This window comes from Flavobacterium sp. UBA6195 (assembly GCF_002422095.1).
Taxonomy (GTDB): Bacteria; Bacteroidota; Bacteroidia; order Flavobacteriales; family Flavobacteriaceae; genus Flavobacterium.
Window position 1 is genome coordinate 1 of record NZ_DITB01000127.1, and the last position, 25,155, is coordinate 25,155.

21 protein-coding genes and 1 tRNA gene are annotated in these 25,155 nt (G+C 33.2%); 12 read left to right on the forward strand and 10 right to left on the reverse strand.

All coding sequences use genetic code 11. The features are described from left to right. Positions 1-1,219 (reverse strand): TAT-variant-translocated molybdopterin oxidoreductase (locus B4I81_RS11300; RefSeq protein WP_291110706.1); only part of this gene is annotated, 1,219 nt, incomplete at its 3' end. A gap of 33 nt (positions 1,220-1,252) precedes the next feature. After that, positions 1,253-2,530, reverse strand: a complete 1,278-nt coding sequence (locus B4I81_RS11305; RefSeq protein ID WP_291110708.1) for a c-type cytochrome — start codon at positions 2,528-2,530, stop codon at positions 1,253-1,255. A 216-nt stretch (positions 2,531-2,746) separates the two neighbouring features. Between B4I81_RS11305 and B4I81_RS11310 the strand changes: the two genes are divergently transcribed. Then, entirely contained in the window at positions 2,747-3,136 is a 390-nt protein-coding gene (locus tag B4I81_RS11310) for an SPOR domain-containing protein (RefSeq protein WP_291110710.1), read from the forward strand. 61 nt (positions 3,137-3,197) lie between these two features. Here the strand turns inward: B4I81_RS11310 and infB are convergent, their stop codons facing one another. The 3 genes from infB to rimP are packed head-to-tail and all read right to left on the reverse strand — an operon-like array spanning position 3,198 to position 7,771. Further along, a complete protein-coding gene (gene infB / locus B4I81_RS11315) occupies positions 3,198-5,999 on the reverse strand; it encodes a translation initiation factor IF-2 (protein WP_291110712.1) in 2,802 nt (933 codons plus the stop codon). Positions 6,000-6,048: 49 nt separating this feature from the next. Beyond that, positions 6,049-7,290 (reverse strand): transcription termination factor NusA, encoded by a 1,242-nt coding sequence (gene nusA / locus B4I81_RS11320; RefSeq protein WP_291110714.1) that lies wholly within the window; start codon positions 7,288-7,290, stop codon positions 6,049-6,051. 13 nt (positions 7,291-7,303) lie between these two features. Further along, on the reverse strand, positions 7,304-7,771 hold the full coding sequence (gene rimP / locus B4I81_RS11325) for a ribosome assembly cofactor RimP (protein ID WP_291110716.1): 468 nt from the start codon (positions 7,769-7,771) through the stop codon (positions 7,304-7,306). Between the two features lie 167 nt (positions 7,772-7,938). Here rimP and B4I81_RS11330 point away from each other — a divergent pair, with 167 nt between their 5' ends. Further along, a complete protein-coding gene (locus B4I81_RS11330) occupies positions 7,939-8,763 on the forward strand; it encodes a universal stress protein (RefSeq protein WP_291110718.1) in 825 nt (274 codons plus the stop codon). Between the two features lie 118 nt (positions 8,764-8,881). Here the strand turns inward: B4I81_RS11330 and B4I81_RS11335 are convergent. Next, a tRNA-Gln gene (locus B4I81_RS11335) sits at positions 8,882-8,952 on the reverse strand. Positions 8,953-9,108: 156 nt separating this feature from the next. On the opposite strand from B4I81_RS11335, the gene B4I81_RS11340 reads away from it, so the two are divergent. Together B4I81_RS11340 and B4I81_RS11345 are read left to right on the forward strand one after the other, a co-directional pair. Beyond that, on the forward strand, positions 9,109-12,309 hold the full coding sequence (locus tag B4I81_RS11340) for a DUF2723 domain-containing protein (protein WP_291110720.1): 3,201 nt from the start codon (positions 9,109-9,111) through the stop codon (positions 12,307-12,309). A gap of 76 nt (positions 12,310-12,385) precedes the next feature. Then, positions 12,386-13,024, forward strand: coding sequence for a polysaccharide deacetylase family protein (locus tag B4I81_RS11345; RefSeq protein WP_291110722.1), 639 nt, complete (start codon positions 12,386-12,388; stop codon positions 13,022-13,024). A 38-nt stretch (positions 13,025-13,062) separates the two neighbouring features. Here the strand turns inward: B4I81_RS11345 and B4I81_RS11350 are convergent, their stop codons facing one another. From B4I81_RS11350 to B4I81_RS11360, 3 genes are all read right to left on the reverse strand, one after another. Beyond that, positions 13,063-13,359, reverse strand: a complete 297-nt coding sequence (locus B4I81_RS11350; protein WP_231842979.1) for a thioredoxin family protein — start codon at positions 13,357-13,359, stop codon at positions 13,063-13,065. A gap of 73 nt (positions 13,360-13,432) precedes the next feature. Further along, positions 13,433-14,662, reverse strand: coding sequence for a metallophosphoesterase (locus tag B4I81_RS11355; protein WP_291110725.1), 1,230 nt, complete (start codon positions 14,660-14,662; stop codon positions 13,433-13,435). Between the two features lie 129 nt (positions 14,663-14,791). After that, a complete protein-coding gene (locus tag B4I81_RS11360; RefSeq protein WP_291110727.1) occupies positions 14,792-16,324 on the reverse strand; it encodes a DUF4394 domain-containing protein in 1,533 nt (510 codons plus the stop codon). Between the two features lie 134 nt (positions 16,325-16,458). On the opposite strand from B4I81_RS11360, the gene polA reads away from it, so the two are divergent. From polA to B4I81_RS11390, 6 genes are all read left to right on the forward strand, one after another. After that, the gene (gene polA / locus B4I81_RS11365; RefSeq protein ID WP_291110738.1) at positions 16,459-19,314 is read left to right on the forward strand and encodes a DNA polymerase I; all 2,856 of its coding nucleotides are present in this window, start codon (positions 16,459-16,461) and stop codon (positions 19,312-19,314) included. A gap of 65 nt (positions 19,315-19,379) precedes the next feature. Further along, positions 19,380-19,802, forward strand: coding sequence for a hypothetical protein (locus tag B4I81_RS11370; RefSeq protein WP_291110729.1), 423 nt, complete (start codon positions 19,380-19,382; stop codon positions 19,800-19,802). A gap of 118 nt (positions 19,803-19,920) precedes the next feature. Next, entirely contained in the window at positions 19,921-20,175 is a 255-nt protein-coding gene (locus B4I81_RS11375; RefSeq protein WP_111566189.1) for an autorepressor SdpR family transcription factor, read from the forward strand. Between the two features lie 2 nt (positions 20,176-20,177). After that, the gene (locus B4I81_RS11380; protein ID WP_291110731.1) at positions 20,178-20,819 is read left to right on the forward strand and encodes an SdpI family protein; all 642 of its coding nucleotides are present in this window, start codon (positions 20,178-20,180) and stop codon (positions 20,817-20,819) included. Between the two features lie 42 nt (positions 20,820-20,861). Continuing rightward, complete coding sequence (locus tag B4I81_RS11385) at positions 20,862-22,229, forward strand: serine hydrolase domain-containing protein (protein WP_291110732.1); 1,368 nt, start codon at positions 20,862-20,864, stop codon at positions 22,227-22,229. Between the two features lie 2 nt (positions 22,230-22,231). After that, positions 22,232-22,942 carry a nicotinamide mononucleotide transporter family protein gene (locus B4I81_RS11390; RefSeq protein WP_291110734.1) on the forward strand — a complete coding sequence of 237 codons (711 nt, stop codon included), beginning with the start codon at positions 22,232-22,234 and terminating at the stop codon, positions 22,940-22,942. Here the strand turns inward: B4I81_RS11390 and B4I81_RS11395 are convergent. Then, positions 22,937-23,959 carry a LacI family DNA-binding transcriptional regulator gene (locus B4I81_RS11395; protein ID WP_291110735.1) on the reverse strand — a complete coding sequence of 341 codons (1,023 nt, stop codon included), beginning with the start codon at positions 23,957-23,959 and terminating at the stop codon, positions 22,937-22,939. The genes B4I81_RS11390 and B4I81_RS11395 overlap by 6 nt on opposite strands. 197 nt (positions 23,960-24,156) lie before the next feature. Here B4I81_RS11395 and rplM point away from each other — a divergent pair, with 197 nt between their 5' ends. Both rplM and rpsI read left to right on the forward strand, forming a co-directional pair. Further along, positions 24,157-24,612 carry a 50S ribosomal protein L13 gene (rplM, locus tag B4I81_RS11400; RefSeq protein WP_026724384.1) on the forward strand — a complete coding sequence of 152 codons (456 nt, stop codon included), beginning with the start codon at positions 24,157-24,159 and terminating at the stop codon, positions 24,610-24,612. Then, complete coding sequence (rpsI, locus tag B4I81_RS11405; RefSeq protein WP_008256015.1) at positions 24,612-24,998, forward strand: 30S ribosomal protein S9; 387 nt, start codon at positions 24,612-24,614, stop codon at positions 24,996-24,998. Before rplM ends, rpsI begins: the two co-directional genes overlap by 1 nt. The last annotated feature ends 157 nt before the right edge of the window (positions 24,999-25,155 follow it).

The window sequence follows — 25,155 nt, forward strand, 5'->3', positions numbered from 1 at the left end:
CTGGATTAACACCGTTCATAATTAACGTATGAACTTTTCCAGCTTTCATATCTGCTACTAATTGAGCAACCGCTTTTGCATCACCTTTTCTAGTAAGAATAGCATCAGAAGGGTTGAAAGCTGCAGATTGTATCGCATTATTAATAGCTAAAACTACTAATTGTGCATTTACATCATCTAAACCAGTAACAACTACACCTTTGTTTTTAGCATCTTTAAGTTGTTTAGCTGCTTTAGCAATTTGAGCATTTTTAGGTTGAGCACCATTAACAACAGCATAATATAAATCAGCTAAAGCTTGTTTTTGTTGCGCAACTGTCATTGGAATTCTAACATCTGCATTAGCACCAGCTAAAGACATGTTAGCTTCAATTTGAATATGTTTAGACATCATTCCGTTTTTAGGAATACGACCTTGAGCATATCCTGCATCAAAACCTCCTCCTTGCCAATCTCCTAAGAAATCTGCACCAACAGAAACGATAACGTCTGCTTTTGAAAAATCATAATTAGCTAAAGCTCTTACACCATAAACCGCTTGAAAAGCATCTAAAGCGTTTGATTCAGAAACTGCATCATAAACAACATGTTTAGTTGTTGGATATTTAGCAACTAAAGAAGCGATTAAAGCATCAGTTGAAGGACTTGCCATAGTATTTGTTAACACTACAACATTTCCACCTTTTGCTTTAGCATCTTCTAAACTAGCTTTAACCTTAGTGTTTACGTCAGCCCAAGTTGCATCTTTACCAGCAATTTTAGGTTGTTTTAAACGTAAACTATCGTATAATGAAAGAACAGAAGCATGAACTCTTGCATTTGCTCCAGTTTTTGCTCCTTCTAAATTATTGTTCTCTACTTTAATAGGACGACCCTCACGAGTTTTGATTAAAATATTAGCAAAATCAAAACCATCAGCCATTGTTGTTGCATAATAATCAGCAACACCAGGAATAATTTCTTCTGGTTGAACTACGTAAGGAATTGACTTTACTACAGGACCTTCACAAGCCGCTAATGAAGCAGCAGCTGTGCTAAATCCAACATATTTTAAAAAGTCACGACGAGTAGTTGACGAAGCAGATAAAGATTCTTTATCTCCTAAGAATTGGTCAACCGGAATTGGTTCCACAAACTCGTTGTTTCTTAGCGTCTCAACAATAGAGCTATTTTCGTTTAGCTCTTCAACACTTTTCCAGTATTTTTTGTTTGATGCCATTGTATAGTATATTAGCTTCTTAAATTATTTTTATTAATAGTGACATTTACCACATTCTAAACCTCCCATTTGAGCCGCAGTTAACTGAGATACTCCGTATTTTTTAGAAAGTTCTTCATGAATTTTCTTGTAGTAAGCATTATCTTCTACTTTCACATTTGTTTCTCTGTGACAGTTGATACACCATCCCATTGTTAACGGAGCATGTTGTTTCATGATTTCCATTTCCTGAACAGGGCCGTGACAAGTTTGACACTCAACACCAGCAACAGTTACGTGTTGTGAGTGATTGAAATAAACGTGATCTGGTAAATTATGAATTCTAACCCATTTAACTGGTTTAGTTTTTCCTGTGTATTTTTGTAATGACTTATCCCATCCTACAGCATCATATAATTTAGCAATTTCACCATCGTAAAATGCTTTTGAATGCTCTTCAGTTGCTGTAGTTTCAGCTACTTCACTGATGTTTTTGTGACAGTTCATACAAACATTTAACGAAGGGATATTAGAATGCTTACTAACTCTTGCCGCAGAGTGACAGTATTTACAATCAATTCCGTTATCACCAGCGTGAATTCTGTGTGAATAATGAATTGGTTGCACTGGCTCATATCCTTGATCTACACCAATCTGCATCATCCATCCGTATGCAAAATAAGCAGAAACCAACAATAACAAGATTGCAGAAACCAACACTAAGAACTGATTTTTTGCATACGCTTTAAAGATATTCATAATTGAACGATCTTTTTGAGCCACCTCTAACCCTTTAGCACCAGCGATTTTAGTCAACATATTGTTCACCAAGAACAACATTACAACTAACATCATCATCACTAATGAAAGCACTCCTAATATAACATTATTAGAAACACCTGAATCAGCCGCAGTAGCATCACCAGCAACTGGGGCAGCACCAGGAACCGCAGTAGGTGCAGCAGGAGCAGGCTCAGAAGTGTAAGCTATAATATTGTCAATATCCTCATTTGACAATTGTGGAAATGCTGTCATTGGAACTTTGTTGTTCTCTTCAAAAACTTTTACAGCTTGCGCATCTCCTGACTTGATTAATTCCCCACTATTCTTTACCCACTTATACAACCATTCTTTATCATACTTAGCCTCAATTCCACGAAGTGCTGGACCCGTAGCTTTTGCGTCTAATTTATGACATGCTGCACAATTGGTATTAAATAATTCTTTACCCTTTGCTGCATCCTGAGAGAATGCAGATAAAGAAGTTACTAGCACGAATGCTACACTGAAGAAAATCTTTGAAAACGATTTATGGTTACCCACCTTTTTCATATTTAAAATGATTATCGACTTAATTTGGTATACTTTTAGATATACCTTATCTAAAAACAACACGTTATTTTTTCAAAACTCCGACAAAAATACAATATTCGAACTATTATTAAAACCTTAATTTTATCTTAAAATGTAATTTATATTTGTTCTAAATAATAATCAAGCGCATGATTCTCGTCTATAATTGTATTTTTGTATAATAATTATTTGATTATGAAAAATAGATCGAAACATAACTTATTGTACTTCTTTATCCTATCAACTTTTTTTTGTGTAAAAACAGTTGCACAAGACAGTAAAACAACCACTACTATTGATCCCAAGATTGATCAATTATTAAAAGAAAAGAGAAAACTTAACACTAGTTTATTCTTGAATGAAGGCTATAAAATTCAAATTTTTTATGGAAATAGCGAAGAATCAAAAAAGAAGTTACAAGAATTTAAAAAAGAATTCAAAGACTTAGACGGAACTATTATATTTAATAGCCCAAACTATAAAGTTTGGATTGGAAATTTTAAATCACGAATAGAGGTAGAACGTGCGATGATAGAAATTAGAAAAAAATACCCGTCCGCTTTAATTATCAAACCTTCAAACTAATAATTTCATACAATAAAAAAGGCCATTCAATGAATGGCCTTTTTTATTGTATGAATGAAAATTATTTCAATTTTTTCTTTACTTCCACTTCATGGAATCCTTCAATTAAATCATACTCACGAATATCGTTGTAATTTTTAATCTGCATACCACAATCATATCCTTTAGAAACTTCTTTAACATCATCTTTGAAACGTTTTAAAGTTGCTAATTCACCTGTGTAAATTACAACACCTTCTCTAATTAAACGAATCTTAGAATTTCTAAAAATCTTACCATCAGTAACCATACATCCAGCAATTGTTCCTACTTTAGATACTTTAAATAATTCTCTAATTTCTGCAGTGCCTGTAATCTCTTCTTTCATTTCTGGAGATAACATTCCTTCCATTGCATCTTTTAAGTCATCAATTGCATCGTAAATAATTGAATAGTTACGGATATCGATTTCCTCTTTTTCAGCTAATTGTTTCGCATTTCCTTGTGGACGAACATTAAATCCAATAATAATCGCATCAGAAGCAGAAGCTAACAATACATCGGATTCGGTAATTGCACCAACTCCTTTATGAATGATTTTAATCTCAATTTCTTCAGTAGATAATTTTGAAAACGAATCAGCTAATGCTTCAACAGAACCATCCACATCACCTTTTATAATAATATTTAATTCTTTAAACTGACCAAGAGCAATACGACGACCAAGTTCAGCAAGTGTTGTATGTTTTTTAGTTCTTGCAGACTGTTCGCGTTGCATTTGAGTACGTTTTGCAGCAATTTGTTTAGCTTCTCTTTCGTCTTCATATACATTAAACTTATCCCCTGCTGTTGGCGCACCGTCTAAACCTAATACTGATACTGGAGTAGATGGGCCCGCTTCTTTAATTTGGTGACCTCTTTCATCAAACATGGCTCTAATTTTACCATGATTTTTTCCAGCCAACACATAATCTCCAATACGAAGTGTTCCTGCTTGTACTAAAATAGTGGAAACATATCCTTTTCCTTTATCTAACTGAGCTTCAACAACTGTTCCAAGCGCAGGTTTTTTTGGATTTGCAGTAAGTTCTAAAACTTCTGCTTCTAATAACACTTTTTCTAATAATTCTGAAACACCTGTTCCTTGTTTAGCCGAAATATCGTGTGATTGGTATTTTCCACCCCAATCTTCAACTAATAAATTCATTCCAGCTAATTGCTCTTTAATTTTTTCTGGATTAGCTGCTGGCTTATCTACTTTATTAATAGCAAAAATCATTGGAACACCAGCCGCTTGTGCGTGACTGATTGCTTCTTTTGTTTGTGGCATGATATCATCATCCGCAGCAATTACAATAATAGCAATATCGGTAACTTGAGCTCCACGTGCACGCATTGCGGTAAACGCCTCGTGACCTGGTGTATCTAAGAATGTGATTTTTTCGCCATTTTCTAAAATTACTCCATATGCTCCAATGTGCTGTGTAATTCCTCCAGATTCACCCGCAATAACGTTTGCTTTACGAATGTAATCTAGTAAAGAGGTTTTACCGTGATCAACGTGACCCATTACAGTAACAATTGGTGCTCTATGAACTAAATCTTCTGGATTGTCTTGAACTACTTCTGCAGCTTCTTCAATATCTGTTGTTATGAATTCTACTTCATAACCAAATTCATCTGCCACAATAGATAAAGTTTCTGCATCTAAACGTTGGTTCATGGTAACCATTATTCCTAATGACATACAAGTTCCGATTACCTTAGTAATTGGCACATCCATTAAAGCTGCAATTTCTCCAACAGTAACAAACTCTGTTACTTTTAATGTTTTGCTTCCTTCTTCTTGTGCTTGCAATTCATCATCAACGCGTTGACGGTGAGAATCTCTTTTATCTCTACGATATTTAGCTGATTTTGATTTATTACCTTTTCCTTGAAGTCTTTCAAGCGTTTCTTTAATTTGATTTTTAACATCTTCTTCCGAAGGCTCTACCTTTTGAATAATTGGCTTCTTACCTTTATTAAAACCACCAGCTGCCCCTCCTTTAACAAATTCTTTTTTAGGTCCTCCGGCGTTATTATTTGCGCCAGGAGCTCCAGGCGTACCTGGTTTAACAATACGCTTACGTTTGTTTTTGTTATTATTTGCCGCATTAGCACCACCAGCATTTTGAGCTTGAGGTGTTCCTGGTTTTTTGAAATCTTTCTTAGGATCTTCTTTTTTCTTTTTAGGTTTTTCAAATTGAGATAGATCAATTTTTTGACCTGTAAAAGTAGCTCCAGACAATTTTTGATATTGTGTTTCGATTTTTTCCTCAACTGCTTCATCAGTTGAAGTTTCAGATTTAACCTCTACTTCTTTAACTGATTTGACAATTTCAGGCTTTTTAATCACTTGAGGTGCTTCTTTAATTTCAGCTTTAACAGGTTCTGAAACTTTTTCTTCCACTACTTTTTCTATAGCTTCAACAGGCTTCTCTTCAGAAATTGGTTTTTCAGATTTAACTTCTAGTTTTTTAGGATCTAAATCGATTTTACCAATAGCTTTCGGCCCAGATAAAACAGCTTTTGCTTTGATAATTTCTTGTCTTTGACGCTCTTCTTCCTGCAAACGTTTTGCCTCTTGTTCTTTTTCAAGTTCACGCTTAAGCGCCTCTTTCTCTTTTCTTTTTTCTTCACTTACTTCAAGAGAGGCAACCTTATTCCCTTTGTCAGCAGAAAATTGACCGCATAAGACTTTGTACTCCTCTTGTGATATTTTAGCATTTGGACTCGACTCAATTTCATGACCCTTTTCTTTTAAAAAATCCACTGCTCTATCAAGAGAAATATTTAACTCCCTTAAAACTTTGTTTATTCTTATTACTCTTTCTTCAGACATATAATCTTTTTAAAATTCTTTGTATGTTGTTGTGTTGTTGACTAAAGAATTATCCTTCTAACTCTTCTTTCAAAATATTGATTACATCTAAAATGGTTTCTTCTTCAAGGTCTGTTCTTCTAACTAAGTCAGCAACATCTTGATTTAATACGCTTCTAGCAGTATCTAAACCAATTTTTTCAAACTCTTCAATTACCCAAGCTTCGATTTCGTCTGAAAATTCTCTTAATTCAACATCATCTTCTTCTTCAGCAATTCCCTCACGGATAACATCAATTTCGTAACCTGTTAATAAGCTAGCCAATTTAATATTATTACCACCTCTACCAATCGCTTTTGAAACTTCTTCAATTTTTAAGAATACTTCAGCTGTTTTTGCATCTTCGTTAATTTTTACCGAAGACACTTTTGCTGGACTTAAAGCTCTTGTAATATACAATTGAGCGTTAGTTGTATAATTGATAACATCAATATTTTCATTTCCTAACTCACGAACAATTCCGTGAATACGAGAACCTTTCATTCCTACACAAGCACCAACAGGATCAATTCTATCATCATAAGAATCTACCGCTACTTTTGCTTTTTCACCCGGAATACGAACTACTTTTTTGATTGTAATTAAACCATCAAATACTTCAGGAATTTCTTGTTCAAATAATTTCTCAAGGAACTCAGGAGCCGTTCTTGACATGATGATTTGAGGCTTATTACCTTTCAATTCAACGTTTTCTATCACACCTCTAACATTATCTCCTTTTTTGAAATAATCGTTTGGAATTTGTTTTTCTTTTGGTAAAACAATTTCATTTCCTTCATCATCCATCAAAATTACAGCTTTTGGACGAACATGGTGCACTTCCGCTGTATAAATATCACCAATTAAATCTTTAAATTGTTTATAAAGATTTGTATTATCATGTTCATGAATCTTAGAAATCAAGTTTTGACGTAAAGCCAAAATAGCTCTTCTTCCTAATTGGATTAATTTCACTTCTTCAGAAACATCTTCACCTACTTCAAAGTCAGGCTCAATTCTTCTAGCTTCAGACAAAGAAATTTCAGAATTAGGATCCTCTACTTCCCCATCTTCTACCACAACTCGATTTCTCCAAATCTCCATATCTCCTTTATCAGGATTAATGATGATATCAAAGTTATCGTCTGATCCATACTTCTTTTTTAATGCATTTCTAAATACATCCTCTAAAATTGCCATTAGTGTAACTCTATCTATGAGTTTATCGTCTTTAAATTCTGAAAACGATTCGATTAATGCAATATTTTCCATGTCAACTCTTTATTTAAAATGATATTATAACAATTGCTTCTTTTATTTTCTCGTAAGGAAGTTCTAACTTTTTTTCAACCGTTTCTTTTCCTTTACCAATTTTCTTAGGCTCACGCGCCTGCCACTCTAAAGTTATTTTTTCATCATCTGCCGAAGTTAATTTTGCTTCAACTTCTTCCGATGCTATTGTTTTAACCTTTAATGTTCTACCAATATTTTTCTTAAACTGTCTTACTAATTTTAGTGGACTAGAAACACCTGCCGAAGCTACTTCTAAAGAAAAATCTTGCTCTTCACGGTCTAAATTATTTTCAATCGCTCTACTTATATCAATACAATCTTGCAAATTTACACCAAAATCCCCATCCAAAACAATACTAATTTTATTAGCTTCATTAATTGATAAATCAATCAAAAAAAGATGCTCGCGTTCAGCTAATGCTGCTTCTAACAATTCTTGAACTTTATTTCTAAATGTCATATTTTTTATAAAAAGAGGCACGCTTTGCGTGCCTCATAATCCTTTGTCTTTTAATAACGTTGCAAATATACATTTTTTTTTGAATTAAAAAAAAGATTGTGAGTTTCGATATTTTTTGTACTTTTATGGTGTAATTATTTACACCTTAATTAACCTAAAACAAACTTATGAAACGAATTTTAGTTCCAACAGATTTTTCAAAACACGCAGAATACGCATTAAAAGTAGCCGCTCAAATAGCAAAAAAAAATGACGGTGAAATATTTTTAATTCACATGCTTGAACTTCCTTCTTCTGGAAACGATAGCCTTTCAAGTTCACACGAAATCCCTGAATTAATGTTTTTCAAAAATGCAGTTATTTCAAAGTTAGACAATTTAATGAATTCTGATTACTTAAACGGTATTAAAATAACTAAGATTGTTCAATTCGAGATGGCTTTTGATGGAATTATAAAAAACGGAAAAGCTCACGATGTTGATTTAATAGTAATGGGATCACATGGATCAAATGGATTCCAAGAAATGTTTATCGGTTCAAACACAGAAAAAGTAGTCAGAAATTCTGAAGCACCTGTATTAGTCATCAAACGAGAAGAAGACAATTTTAAAGCAGAAAAATTTGTTTTCGCATCTGATTTTTCAGAAGAGATTAAAAAGCCTTTTGAAAAAGTTGTTGCTTTTTCTAACAAATTTGGTTCACACTTGCATTTAGTTAATGTGAATACTCCAAACAATTTTAAATCTACTAAAGTAGCTCAAAAACAAATGGATGAATTTGTAGCTGAGTTTAAAATAGAAAATTTTTCTACTCATATATATAATGATATTAATGTAGAAAAAGGAATTTTACACTTTGCAAAAAGCATCGACGCCGATATCATAGGAATGAGCACACACGGCAGAAAAGGTTTATCACACTTCTTCAATGGAAGTATAAGTGAAGATTTAGTGAACCACGCTAAAAGACCTGTTATTACTTTTAAAATCTAATTTCAAGATTTTTACCATAAAAAAAGACCACAATTGTGGTCTTTTTTTATGAATAACTAATACTATATTAACAACTTATAAAAATAAAAAACTCCGCTTATTTCTAAGCGGAGTTATGTTGGCCCACAAGGACTCGAACCTTGAATGACGGTACCAAAAACCGGAGTGTTACCATTACACCATGGGCCAATACCTAACAACCTTTTCGATTGCGAGTGCAAATGTAATGCATATTTTTTATTCTGCAAATTTTTCTAAAAAAAATATTAAAAAAATTATTTAACTAATATTATAAACAAAAAAATAGTTTCTTTGTAGGAGAATATAGAAAAAACAATTTACAATATGAATTCATTCAACTTTAAAAAGTGGAACACTATTCTAGGATGGTCTGCTTTTATGGTAGCATTAATTACTTATTCATTAACTGTAGAGCCTACCATGAGTTTTTGGGATTGTGGTGAATACATTGCAACATCAGCCAACTTAGAAGTAGGCCATCCGCCGGGAGCACCACTATTTCAAATGTTAGGTGCATTTTTTGCTATGTTTGCCTTTAGTCCTGACAAAATTGCATTGATGGTGAACTATCTTTCTGTATTTTCAAGTGCTTTCACTGTTCTTTTCATGTTTTGGTCGTTAACCATATTATTAAAAAAAATAATTGTTGGAGAAAAAGAACTTTCTGCAAACAATGCTATAATGATTTTAGGTAGTGCTACAGTCGCTTCATTATCGTTTACCTTCACCGATAGTTTTTGGTACAATGCCGTAGAAGCCGAAGTGTATGCAATGGCTACATTTTTAATTGCATTGTTGTTTTGGTTAGGATTACGTTGGGAACAAGAGATAAATACGCCTCGTGGAAATAAGTGGCTTCTAATAATTTCATTAGTTATTGGACTTTCTTTTGGGGTTCATTTTATGGCTCTACTTACTTTTCCAGCTATTGGATTTCTATATTTTTTTAAAAAATACAACAATATTACCATTAAAAGCTTTCTGATTGCAAACGTTGTGATTATAGCTATTTTACTTTTTATTTTCAAACTTTTACTTCCATACACACTGGCTTTCTTTGGTAAAACCGAAATTTTCATGGTAAATAATCTTGGAATGCCATTTAACTCGGGAACCATTTTTGCTTTCATTTTAATTGTTGTTGCTTTCTATTTTGGTTTAAATTATACAAAGAAAAAAGGACATGTTTTTTACAACACCTTAATTTTAGCGACTCTTTTCATACTAATTGGGTTCTCAACATGGATGATGCTACCTATTAGAGCCAATGCTAATACTCCAATCAACGAAAATAAACCATCAGATGCTGCAGAAGTTTTAGCGTATTATAATCGTGAGCAGTATGGAGAACAAAAATTATTTTACGGACCACAATTTTCCGACACCTATTCTGGATTAGACCCTGTAACACCTTATTTAGACGACAAACCTAACTATGAGCGTGATTATAAAACTGGTAAGTATGTAATTACAAACGATTATAAAAACGCAAAACAAAATACTGATGATGCCCATAAAGCTTTTCTTCCAAGAATGTGGAGTAATGAGCACAGAGAAAATTACATGATTTTTACCGAGCCTCTTGAATTTAGGATAAATCCTGAATATGCTCACGAAGATGAATTGGTTCAAATTGTAACTCAATTTCGTAAAGCATATGAAGCCGGCGAAATAGATGAAGAAGACTATGATAAATTCTTAAAAGGATATGGAGAATATCTAATTGTAGACAAGCCTACTTTCTTAAACAACATGAAATTCATGTTTCAATATCAATTCAATTATATGTATGTTCGATATTTGCTTTGGAATTTTGTTGGAAGACAAAGTGATGTTCAAGGCAAATACGATAACACAAATGGAAATTGGTTAAGCGGAATTAATTTTATTGACGAAATGTTAGTTGGAACTCAAAAAAATCTTCCTACCGACATGCAAAATAACAAGGGAAGAAATACTTATTTCTTTTTACCTTTTATTTTAGCGATTATTGGAATGATATTTCATGCTAAAAAAGATATTAAAAGTTTTTATGTTTTATTGGTTTTATTCTTATTTACTGGATTAGCATTAAAAATCTACTTAAACGAAAGACCTTTTGAACCAAGAGAACGTGATTATGCCTTAGTAGGTTCGTTTTATGTTTTTGCTATGTGGATTGCTTATGGTGTTTATGCTATTTTTGACACTTTGAAAAAATACATTCAGCCGAAAACTGCAATTCCTGTAGTTTTAGGTTTGAGCTTAATTGCTTCTCCCGTATTATTGGCTGCTGAAAACTGGGATGACCATGATCGTTCAAATAAAGACACAGCTTACACTATGGCAAAAGCTTATTTGGATTCTTGTGAACCAAATGCCATTCTATTTACCATTGGAGATAATGATACTTTCCCACTTTGGTATATGCAAGAAATTGAAGGTTACAGAACCGATGTTCGAATTGTAAATACTAGTTTATTTATGACGGATTGGTACATTGACCAAATGAAAATGAAAACACACAATTCGGAGCCTATTCCTAGTTCATTTAACCGAGAACAATATAAAGGAAGTCATAGAGATTATAGCTTGTATGTAGAAAGAACGAAAGATCCTTTGTTATTAGACGATATGCTTAAATTCATTGCTTTAGAGGATGAAAGAGCAAAAATCACATTAAATAATGGTCGTAAAATCAATTATTTCCCATCGAAAAAGGTAATTTATCCTGTAGATAAAGCTGCTGTAATTAAAAACAAAGTAGTGTCGGAGAAATTTTATGATTCTATAGTTCCAGCTATCGAATTTGAAATTAAAGATGACGCTTTATACAAAAATCGCTTAATGATGTTGGATATCGTAAACCAAAACAATTGGAAACGTCCTATTTATTTCACTGGTGGAAGTTTTGGTGAAGACGATTATCTTTGGATGAAAGATTATCTTCAATTAGATGGTATGTGTTTTAAATTAGTTCCGATTAAAACTCCAGTAGATTCACCTAGTCCTATGAAAATGGGTCAAATAGATTCTGAAAAAATGTACAATATCGTAATGAAATGGGATTGGGGAAATAGTGGAAAACCTATTATTTACCATGATCCAGAAACACGCAAAAACAGTATTAGTTATAGAACTAATTTGGCTCGCTTGATGGAAACCTTAATTACAGAAGGCAAAAAGGATAAAGCTGAAAAAGTAATTGATTTAGCAATGAAAAATATGCCAATTCAGTATTTTGAATATTATTCTTTGTTAGAGCCTTTTGCGGCTGGATATTATGAGGTTGGCAAAAAGGACAAAGCAAGAGCAATTCTTGCCCAAGTAATAAAAAAATACCAAGAGAACTTAACATTCTACAATGGATGGAAACCTAGCGAACAAAACTTTGGCGCTATGGATATAGTTACCGATATCGAACAATACAGAAGCTTGCTTCAAGCTGCTAAAAACGCTAATGATTTAGAGTTTTACAACAAAGAAAAAGTGAAGTTTAACAATTTCAATAAAATGTTTCAACGTTTCGGTAGAGATATGGAATAACAGTTTATAAATAATTAAAATGTTCCAAGTGAAAGAAATTTCGTTTGGGGCATTTTTTTTATGCTAATTTTACAAAATGAATTTCAATTGGGTTAAAACAAATAAATGGATTAAAAAGATTTTCAATCATCTGGTTTGGGATATACCAAATTCGGAAAATAAAATCTATCTAACGTTTGATGACGGGCCAATACCTGAGGTAACCGAATGGGTTTTAGATGTTTTAAAATCAGAAAACATAAAAGCGACATTCTTTTGTATAGGTGATAACATTAAGAAACATCCTGAAGTTTATAGGAGAATCCTTCAAGAAGGACACCAAACAGGCAATCACACTTTCAATCATTTAAACGGATGGAAAACCAAGACAAATTATTACATCGAAAATTTCAAATTGTGTGAAACTGAACACTCAAAACTGAACCCAGAACACTCTTTTCTATTTCGTCCTCCTTATGGAAAAATAAAACCAAGTCAATCTAGAGAAATTAGACAGTTAGGCTACAAAATAATTATGTGGGATGTATTAAGCTATGATTTTGACCAAAACATTTCTGAAGAGAAATGCTTAAAAAACGTGATTTCAAACACATCACAAGGAAGTATTATCGTTTTTCACGATAGTCTAAAAGCAGAAAAAAATCTGAAGTATGCACTGCCAAAAGCAATACAAATTTTAAAAAATAAAGGGTTTACTTTTGATGTAATAAAATAAATTTTACTACAACTTATCATACGAGTGAAATCGAAAGACTATACTTGTTCTTGTACTAAAGAAATCAAAGTATTAGCATCAAGTTCGCCACTTTGTCTCCACACCATTTGTCCCTCTTTGTAAATCATTAAAGTAGGTAACCCTTTAATACGAAGCGCATCGGCTAATTCTTGATTCTTATCCACATCAATTTTAATTACTCGTGCTTTATCCCCTAAGGCTGCAGCTACATGACGTATAACTTCATTCATAGCAACAGAAGGTTCATTCCACTCTGTAAAGAAATCGATTAGCACAGGTACTTGAGCATCGATAAGTTCTCCAAATTTTGACATAAATTGCAATTTATTAGTATCAAAAAATTATTTTTCAAACAAAATAATATACAAATGTAGCATTTTTACTGAATTACGCTACTTTTTCTCCTTTTTTTAATTCAATTACCGTAATTTCTGGCATAATTCCAACACGACCTGGATACGCATGGAAACCAAAACCACGATTTACATAAATATATCTTCCTGCATTTTCATATAAGCCAGCCCATTGCTTGTAAACATATTGCACCGGACTCCATTTTATCCAACCCGGAATTTCTATCCCAAATTGTAACCCATGTGTATGCCCCGAAAGCGTTAAATGATAATGATTGTCATCGTGCTGAATTTTCTCATCCCAATGACTTGGATCGTGACTCATTACAATTTTGAAATCTTCTTTGGATAATCCTTTTGAGGCCAAATTCAAATCGCCACGCTCACCGAATTTTCTTCCCCAGTTTTCAACTCCAACAATTGCTAATTCCTGATTGTCTTTTTTGATTTTTACATGCTCATTCAACAACAACTTGAAATCAATCTTATCATGAATCGCTTTGATATTCTCAAAATTTCGGGCTTTATCTTGTTTTGACGGCCAATCCACATACTCTCCATAGTCGTGATTTCCTAAAACAGAAAACTTTCCATATTTTGGATTATGAATTCCTTTAAAAGTATCAATCCATGGATCCATTTCGGTTGCATGAGTATTCACAATATCACCCGTAAACAAAACCATATCTGAATTTTGCTCATTAATCAAATCAATTGCATACTGAATTTTTTCAGCATCATCAAAACTTCCACTGTGAACATCCGAAATATGCGTAATTGTAGTTCCATCAAAAGCATCAGGCAAATCTGGGAAAAACAGCGTTTGTCTGATTACTTTGTAATTGTACTTTCCAATAGTAATTCCGTATAAAAAAGAAGCAAACGGAATAGTAGCTATCCCTAAAGCAATTTGACTCACAAAACGTCTTCTTTCAGGTAAAAAACTTTCAGAACCACTTTTAGTTATTACACCAAATAAACCTGCAAAAAATCGAACAATATCTTCTCCAAATAAAATGATAGTCAACAATAATTTTGGCACATAAAGTAATAATAACAACCCGAAAGTCATCATCGTTTGTGGTGTTTGCCCTACACTACGATCAAAATTAGTCAATTGATAAACGATATAAATCAAAGCAATTGCCGAAGTGATAAAGTAAAATACAAAAAATGCTTTGGATTTAATCAAAGTTTTAAATGCCTGAAACGCATAAATTTCAAGAATGACAACAAATACTAAAAAAACAATCCAACGAATCATTAGCTCTTTTTTTTTGCAAAGTAACTACAACTTTGTCAATTCAATAGGTATTTATTAAAATTTTAACGATAAAAAAAGGCTGTAAAACAAATTTGATTTACAGCCTTTTAAATTAATAACTAAAACTCTTTAAAATCCTAATCCAACAGCCATTGCAGTTACGTTTGGTGAAAAATTCACTACACGAGTTGCAGCACCAGTTGTTAAATTAATTCTGTATACTGCTTGTGTTCCATTTACAGTTAAAATTGAGAATGCTTCATTACTATTTCCTCCAATATCAAAACCATTCATAGAGGAAGCAGTTACACCTAAACTTCCTACTAAAACTAACGTTCCATTGTTTGGTGGATTTTGTAAATACAAATTATTATTATTAGTATCAATTACAAAAAGCTGAGTACTTGTGCTTTGTGCAAAATTATTAGTGTAAGCAGCAGCAGTAACAGATGGTGTTCCTGGGTTTAAATTACCATCAGTTGCCACAACAGTTCCTAAATCTGGATGTAAACGTAAGTTTTGTCCTGTATTGCTAACTAAACGAATTCTATCAACCGTTGGGTTAAAATCAAAACCAAAATCTGTACCAGAAAGCGCCGGAGATAATCCTGAACCTACAACTGAAACCTGACCATTAGCTGTATTAATTGTCAACAATCTACTTTGATTCGTTACTGCATATAATGCACCATTTGCTGGTCTAAAATCTAATCCTACAATTTGTTCGTTAGTATTCATTCCTGTTAAGGCAATTGAATTAGACGAACCTAAAATTGGATGAATTCTATATAACATGTTAGAAGAGGAAGTTGCATAAGCAATTGGTTTTGATTTAAACGCTACTTCTACAATTTGCTGTGAAAAAGTTCCAATCCAAGTAGCTTTTCCAGACATTAAACTGATTGTATATAATCTTGATTCATTATTTTTGTTGTTCACTGCCATTGCATAGTTAGAATCTGGTAAAATATCCAATCCTCCAATTCCTTCAAAATCTACTTCTAAAGCCCCTACAAGTTGTAAAGCTCCATCATTTGGTGGATTTTGAAGATACAACTTATCAGTAGCATAATCGACATCATACAACATAGTTGCTGTACTTCCCGCAAAACTGTTTGTATATCCAACTGCTTCAATTTTAGCATTCATAACACCATTGATACTTCCATCTGTCGCTACAACACTACCTAACTCAGGATGCAATCTTAAATTTTGACCATTATTCGAAACCAAGCGAACTCTATCTACCGTTGGATTAAAATCAATAGAACTTGAAGTACCTTCAATCAGTGGTGAAAACGGAGCTGTACCAAGTGGCGTTGCTAATCCCGAAGTTTCATTAATAATGTACAAGCGGCTTGTTGAACCCAATCCATACAATTGACCTGTTGCAGGACGATAATCGATGCTAATAATGTTTTCTCCTGATTGCAATCCCGTTATTGTTAAATTGCGAACTGGTGCTTCCAAATTTCTAGCATTAAAATAGTAAATCTTATTGTCATTACTAAGAGCAGTAAAATTTACCAAAGGAGCCACTTCTGGCATTGGAGTTGGCTCTGGTTGAGGCATTGGAGCAGTATCGTCATCCGAACATGCTACAAAAATTGTCAAAAGACTCATCAGTAAAACTGATTTCACAGGTAATAAAATTTGTTTCATAATTAATTTGTTTTTCTTCACTTACGAAAAACATGAAATGGTGGTTTTATTTTTCTGAGATTTTTTCTGAATTAAACAAAAAAGTCCAAAAACACATATATTTTTATAACTTTGAAAAAATATAGAATACCATAATTATGTCACAAAAACGCCTTTTTTTACTCGATGCCTACGCCTTAATTTTTAGAGGATATTACGCTTTTATTAAAAATCCAAGAATCAATTCAAAAGGAATGGACACTTCGGCCATTATGGGATTCATGAATTCTTTAATGGATGTAATTAAACGCGAAAAACCTGACCATTTAGCCGTAGCATTTGATAAAGGTGGAAGCGATTACCGTTTTGAAATGTATCAAGAATACAAAGCGCATCGTGACGAAACACCTGAAGCGATTAAAATTGCTGTTCCTTATATTCAAGAATTGTTGAAAGCGATGCATATTCCAATTGTCGAAAAAGCGGGTTTTGAAGCCGATGATTTGATTGGAACATTGGCTAAACAAGCCGAAAAAGAAGGTTTTCAAGTGTTCATGGTAACGCCAGATAAGGATTTTGCGCAATTGGTTTCTGAAAATATTTTCATGTACAAACCTGCCCGAATGGGGAATGATATCGAGATTTGGGGAATTCCCGAAGTATTAGAAAAATTTGAAATCGAGCGTCCTGAGCAAGTCATTGATTTCTTAGGAATGATGGGCGATTCTGCCGATAATATTCCGGGATTACCTGGCGTAGGTGAAAAAACAGCTAAAAAATTCTTGGCAGAATATGGCACATTAGAAAATTTATTAGCCAACACGCATCAGTTAAAAGGCGCGATGAAAGATAAAATCGAAGCCAATAAAGAATTGGGAATTTTATCCAAAAAATTAGCTACTATCCTACTCGATTGTCCGGTGACATTTGATGCTGACGATTATGAATTATCAAAACCCGATGTAGAAAAAACCGATGCTTTGTTTCAGGAATTAGAATTCCGTCAAATGAAAGCGCAGTTTGATAAGCTTTTTGGAACCGGAAAAGAATACGATGAAATTGACAGTAATGGCAATACTTCGGAAATTCCGCAACCAACAAAAAAAGCGCCAGCCAAAAAATCAAACGAAGACCAATTTGATTTGTTCGGTTTTAGTGATGAATCGGATGAACCAACTGCGAATCATTCGTATTATGCCACTTTAGAAAATACGACGCATTTCTACCAAATAGTTCAAGGCGATTTACCCGTAAAATTGTTAATGCAGAATTTATTAAATCAAACCTCAGTATGTTTTGATACCGAAACTACAGGAATTGACGCTTTGAATGCCGAGTTAGTAGGAATGTCGTTCTCTTTCGAAAAAGGAAAAGGATTTTATATTCCGTTTCCCGAAAATCAGGAAGAAGCCCAAACATTAATTGAAAAATTCCGACCCTTCTTCGAAAATGAAAGCATCGAAAAAATCGGTCAGAACATGAAATACGACTTGAAAATTCTTTCGAATTACAACATTCAAGTCAAAGGAAAATTATTCGATACCATGATTGCACATTATCTGATTAATCCAGATATGCGTCATAACATGGATGTTTTATCGGAAACTTATTTGAAATATTCGCCAAAATCGATTGAAACGTTAATTGGAAAAAAAGGAAAAAATCAATTGTCGATGCGTGATGTTCCTTTGGAAGACATTAAAGAATATGCGACTGAAGATGCCGATATTACCTTCCAACTAAAAGAACATTTTCAACCGATTTTAGAAAAAGTAGGTACGAAAAAATTGTTTGACGAAATCGAAATTCCATTAGTTCCTGTTTTAGCCGATATGGAAAAAGAAGGCATTCGTTTGGATGTGGAATTCCTAAAAAGCATGTCGGTTGATATGCAAAAAGAAATCGATGCGTTTGAACAACAAATCTATGAAACCGCGGGTGAGAAATTCAATTTGGCTTCTCCAAAACAGTTGGGTGATATTTTATTCGACAAACTAAAAATTGGTGGCGCGAAACAAAAGAAAACCAAAACCGGTCAATATGCCACTGGCGAAGAAGTGTTGAGTTATTTGGCAAACGAACATCAAATTGTGCGCGATATTTTAGAATGGCGTCAAATGGTGAAATTGCAAAGCACTTACATTGATGCTTTACCTAATCAAGTTGACAAAAAAACAGGAAGAGTGCATACTGATTATATGCAAACGGTGGCCGCTACAGGTCGTTTGAGTTCGAATAATCCAAACTTACAAAACATTCCTATTCGAACCGAAAGAGGAAGACAAATTAGAAAAGCCTTTATTGCGCGCGATGAAAATTACACGCTACTTTCTGCCGATTATTCACAAATTGAATTGCGAATTATTGCCGCTTTATGTGGTGAAGAAAACATGATTAAAGCGTTTCAAAATCACGAAGACATTCACAAAAGTACGGCTGCAAAAGTGTTCAATGTGCCTTTAGACGAAGTAACAAAAGAACAAAGAAGTCATGCTAAAACCGTAAACTTTGGAATTATTTATGGTGTTTCGGCTTTTGGATTGAGTAACCAAACCAACTTATCTCGAAAAGAAAGTGCAGAATTAATTGAAGCCTACTATCAAACGTATCCAAAATTAAAATCGTTTATGACTTCGCAAGTTGATTTTGCTAGAGAAAACGGTTATGTGGAAACCATTTCAGGAAGAAGACGTTATTTAAAAGACATCAACTCAGCCAACGCAATTGTTCGTGGTGGTGCGGAACGAAATGCAGTGAATGCGCCAATTCAAGGTTCGGCTGCTGATATCATCAAAATTGCGATGATTAACATTCACAAAAAACTGACTTCTGAAAATTGGAAATCAAAAATGCTATTGCAAGTACATGACGAATTAGTATTTGACGTGCATAACTCCGAATTAGAAAAAATCCAACCGATGATCAAACACGAAATGGAAAACGCTTTCAAAATGGCTGTTCCGTTAGATGTGGAAATTGGATTGGGTAAAAATTGGTTAGAAGCACATTAGGAAAGTGGTCAGTGGACAGTGACAGTTGGCAGTATATATTAACAATTAAAAACAAATATTTAGAAATGAAGAAAATTTTATTAGTAGCCGTTTTAGCAATTTTGGCTTCATGTGAAAACATTACAACAAAAAACAATGCTCCTGAAGATATTGAATTTGGTAAAGAATTAGCAACTAAATTTTATGAAGAATTATCTAATAAAGACACAACCAAAATTAGTAGTTACTTAGACAAATCTATTGCTAAAGAAGAACTTGGCAAATTAGTTAAGAAAAACCTACAAGACTATGGAGAAATAATTAAAGTTGACATCAATAAAACTCAAACTTCTAGCGTTACAAAAAATGATGTTAATGAGACAAAATATAGTATGGAAATATTAACCATTTACCAAAAAGGCAAAACTCTTGATGAGATTTCATTTACAAAAGACAACAATAAAGGAATCACACTAAATTCATATTTAGTCCATGAGGTAATTGAATAAGAAGTCTCAAATATTTATTACAAACCCGATACGTTTCAAAACCTATCGGGTTTATTTTTTGAAAACATTTTGCCATTTCAAATAATATTTAGATATTTGTCTAAATATATAAATTAATATGAACGCAATTTTCAAAGCCTTAAACGACGAAACTAGAAGAGATATTCTGGAATTGCTCCGTAAACAGGAAATGACAGCTGGCGATATTGCGGATCAATTTCATATTTCAAAACCCAGTATTTCGCATCATTTGGATATTTTAAAACGTGCCGATTTGGTCACAAGCGAGAAAAAAGGGCAATTTGTAGTCTATTCTTTAAACACTACAATTGTTGACGACATTTTAAAATGGATTATTACCCTAAAAAAATAATTATGGAGAAGTTTAAAAAAGAAATTCCGTTTTTAGCAATTGCTTTAATTCCTTTTGCTTACCTGATTTACATTTGGAATCGTTTGCCAGAAAAAGTTCCTATGCATTGGAATGGCGCTGGGGAAATTGATCGTTATGGCGATAAAAAAGAACTTCTTGTAATGTTATTCATGCTAGTTGGAATTACCTATTTTGTTTTTCTTATTATTCCGTCTATTGACCCAAAACAAAAACTGCAAAACATGGGCAACAAACTGAACAATCTACGAATGATTCTTACTTTATTCATGTCGGGTTTAGCGGTTTTTATTTTGTACAGTGTGCAACAAAAAAGCAGTAATCCTGGATTTGTGTTTGCCATTATTGGCTTGCTTTTTGCTTTCTTAGGTAATTATTTCAAAACCATAAAACCAAATTATTTCATTGGAATTAGAACACCTTGGACATTAGAAAACGAAGAAGTTTGGAAAAAAACACATTTAATAGGTGGTAAATTGTGGTTTGTTGGTGGATTATTAATGACATTGACTTTTTTGATGCCAAATGAAACGCAACTGTATACTTTTTTAGGAATTACTGCCGTTATTACTATTGTTCCAATTGTATATTCGTATTTAGAATTCAAAAAAATCAAAAATCAGTAACAAAATAAAATCTCAACTACTAATTAGAAAAACAGAAATGCCATGAAAAAATTACTTCTTTTTGTATTTGCTTTTTCGAGTTTTGCTTTTGCACAAGATAAATTCACTAGAATTGATAGTTTATTGAACTATTTACACGAAAACAACAAATTCATGGGTTCGTTAACCATTCGCGAAGGAGAAAATGTGGTTTTCAGTAAAGCCTATGGTTTTGCCGATGCTGAAAAAAACATAAAAGCCGATCGATTAACACGCTATAAAATAGGTTCGATTTCTAAAACTTTTACAGCTGTGATGGTAATGCAATTGATTGAAGAGAAAAAACTAACCTTGCAAACCAAATTAAATCGTTTTTATCCAAAAATTAAAAATGCTGAAAAGATTTCGATTTATGACTTATTGCACCATAGAACTGGAATAGTAGATTTAGTAAATCAAGATACTACTTTTCATAAAGTAATAGATAAAAAACATTCGAAAGAAGATATTTTAAAAGTAATTACATCTTACGAGCCTTTATTTGAGTCTGGAAGTAAATATCAATACAGCAATTCGAACTTTTTTATTTTAGGCTGTATTATTGAAAAGTTAACCAAAAAATCCTATGCTGAAAATTTACAAAATCGAATCGTTAAAAAAGCTGAATTAGGAACGTATGAAAGTAAAACCGAAATGACCGCTAAAGGCGCAGTTACCAATAAAGTTTTCGTTCCAACAACCTATTATAAAGAAGAAGCAACAAATACAACAAATAGAGAAAGTTATTCCTATTATTTTGATGGCACGAATTGGGTAAAATCACTAGAAAATCATAATTCGATTGCATTTGCTTCTGGCGGAATTACATCAACTACTTCTGATTTAACGAAGTTTATTTATGCACTTTTCAATGGAAAATTGGTTAGCCCAACTTCTTTAGACCAAATGAAAGAAATCAAAGAAGGTTATGGAAAAGCCTTAATTCAGTTTCCATTTGGCGAAAGACGTTTTTATGGTCATGGCGGAAGAATTGAGAATTTCAGTTCGATGTTAGGTTATTATCCAACCGAAAAATTGAGTTTTTCTTTGATTTCAAATGGCGATAATTTTGTGCAAAATGATATTATCATTGGAATTTTGAGTATTTATTACAAAATGCCGTTTCCATTTCCAAAGTTCATGAAAATGGATAAAGCAGAATTAGCAAAATTTACTGGAACTTACGCCACAAAAGATTTACCTTTAAAAATTACGGTTTCTGAAAAGAATGGCGAATTATCAGCACAAGCTACTGGACAAGGAGCTTTTCCATTGACATTCAAAGAAGAAACTACTTTTGTTTTTGCAGCTGCCGGAATTGAAATGGTTTTTGGAGATAATGCATTCGTGCTAATTCAAGGCGGAATGAAATTCAACTTTACAAAAGAATAAAGATGCAAAACACCATCGCTACCATCAAAAGCATTACCAATAGCAAATATCTCGATATCATTGGAGTCGTTTTGGTGGTGAGCGTTTCAGTGCATTTAGAATATTATAAAACTACGTACGATTTTAGTTTTGATGGAAAAAACTACTCGTTTTACTTGGGTTACTTTTCCATCATAAATACGTGTTTGTCGATGATAGCGACTCGATTAGTGACCAAAAAAAACAACATTGGAAATTTAATCAGCACTTGTAATACGTTATTAAGCGGCGGTATCGATTACCTTTTAGGGAATATTGGTGCGATTTTAACCTATCCTGTTTCGTTTTTTGGAAACTATTTTGCGTTCCGAATTTGGAAAAAGAAACAATATTTGAATGCAATTGATGGCATCTTTTTCCGAAATATGGCAATTGGATTATTGCTTTCGTTGGTATTGAATTACATTGCCTTCACTACGTTTTCAGACAAAGCGATTGATTGGAAATTATTCTTCGCTATCGCCATTCCAGCCGGAATTAGTTTTGGCGGCACCTTTAATATAGGAAGAATGTATCCCGACAATTGGATTAACTGGCAAGTATATAATTTATTCAAAATCCTACAAAATGTAATGTTGATGAACATTGCCAACACCGCAAAATATGTGTTTTATATGTTCAATGCGATTTTGGGTTATATTACTTGGAAGGATGATAAAGCAAAACAATTATAACTTCCTAGTCGATTCTCTCTGACGCAATTCTGTTTTAATTACAACCGTTTGTGGTTGGTAAAACTCATCTTTAGAATTTAACTTATGGATTAACAGTTCAGCAGCTTTAGCCCCAATTTCTGGCGCGTGTTGGCTCACAGTTGACAAACTTGGTGTTAATCGTCTTGACCAAACACCATCAGCAAAACCAATAATATTTAACTCTTCTGGAATTTTGATTCCTTGTTTCAATGCCATTTTCATGGCAGCAGTTGAACTATGTTCATCTAAAGCAAAAATAGCATCCATATTTTTCGAAGCTATTAGGTTTTGTAATTTCGTAACAAAATCTTCTAACGAAGTTTCTAAAACAATCAACTTCTCATCAATTGGTAAATTAGCATCAGAAAGCGCTTTTTGATAACCTTCAAATCGCAACTTACCAACACTCAAATTATGAATCGTAGAAAGCAATGCGATCTTTTTTCCTCCTAATTTAATTAAATGGGTTGTAGCATCGTAAGCAGAATCAAAATCGTCTACTACAACTTTATCGCAATTAATTCCATCGGCCACCCTATCAAACATTACGATAGGTGTACCACTGTTCATAATATCTCTAAAATGTTTATAATCTTTTAACGATTGCGTTTCTTCGGCAATTGCCACAATAAAACCGTCAATAGTTCCATTGTTGAGCATGTCCATTACTTGTTGTTCTTTCGTTAAAGATTCATTAGAAATCCCGGTAATTACATTATACCCTTTTGATAAAGCTTCTTTTTCAATACCGCTAAACACTTTTGCAAAAAACGGATTCAATATATTAGGTATGATAACTCCAATAGTATTCGTGCGTTGATTTTTTAAATTCTTAGCAATACTATTAGGTTTATAATTCTGCAAAGCAGCATACTCTTGAATTTTTACCTTGGTAGCTTCACTAATCTCAGGACTATCACTAAGCGCTTTAGATACAGTAGAAATGGAGACCCCAAATTCAAGGGCAATCTGTTTTAGAGTTGCTTTTGCTTTCATACGTAAAAGTTAAGCCGTAAAAATAGTGTATTTCTTGTATTTAAAAAAACAAGTTGAACTGATTTTTACATAAAGATGTGAGATGTAACTATTTATAAAAAATAATATTTTATAAAAGGGGTTTGCAATTCTAATAATTAATTGTACTTTTGCACTCCCTTTATTGGGAATGGAATGTTTAATTTAAATTAATTATTGTGAACACATTAAGCTACAAAACAGTATCAGCCAACAAAGCAACTGCAGACAAGCAGTGGATTGTTGTGGACGCTGAAGGGCATAACTTAGGTCGTTTATCTACAAAAGTAGCGATGCTTTTAAGAGGTAAATACAAGCCAAGTTATACACCGCACGTTGATTGTGGGGATAACGTAATTGTTATCAACGCAGAAAAAATCAACCTTACTGGTAACAAGTTAGATGACAAAACGTACATCAGACACACAGGTTACCCAGGAGGTCAAAGAAGTTTAACTGCTAGAGTAATGCAACAAAAAAATCCTGCATTATTAGTAGAAAAAGCTATCAAAGGAATGTTACCTAAAAACAAATTAGGTGCTGAATTATTCCGCAATTTAAATGTATATGTAGGTTCTGAGCACAAACATGCAGCTCAATCACCTAAAACCGTTAACCTAAACGATCTTAAGTAATGGGAGTTATTCACAAAATCGGTAGAAGAAAATGCGCTGTTGCACGTGTTTATGTTTCAGAAGGAACAGGAAAAATCACGGTGAACAAAAGAGAATTCACTAACTACTTCCCAACTGCAACTTTACAGTACAAAGTTATGCAACCAATGTCTATGACAGAAAATGCATCAAACTTTGACGTTAAAGTAAACGTATATGGTGGTGGTTCAACAGGACAAGCAGAAGCTGTGAGAATGGCTATTGCAAGAGCAATGTGTGAAGTTGAGGCTGAAAACAGAGCTATCCTTAAACCAGAAGGATTATTAACAAGAGATCCTAGAATGGTTGAACGTAAAAAATTCGGTCAGAAAAAAGCACGTAAGAGATTCCAATTCTCAAAACGTTAATATTCGGTATTTATCAGAATATATTTTCGGATTTATTTTTACAATTAAAATTGAATTAAAAACAAAGTTGTCGATATTCCTTGTAAAAAGGGAATTAGTTTAGCATCTAAATTTTCAAGACTAACGCAAGTAACTACTTGAAAATTGCTAATCACGG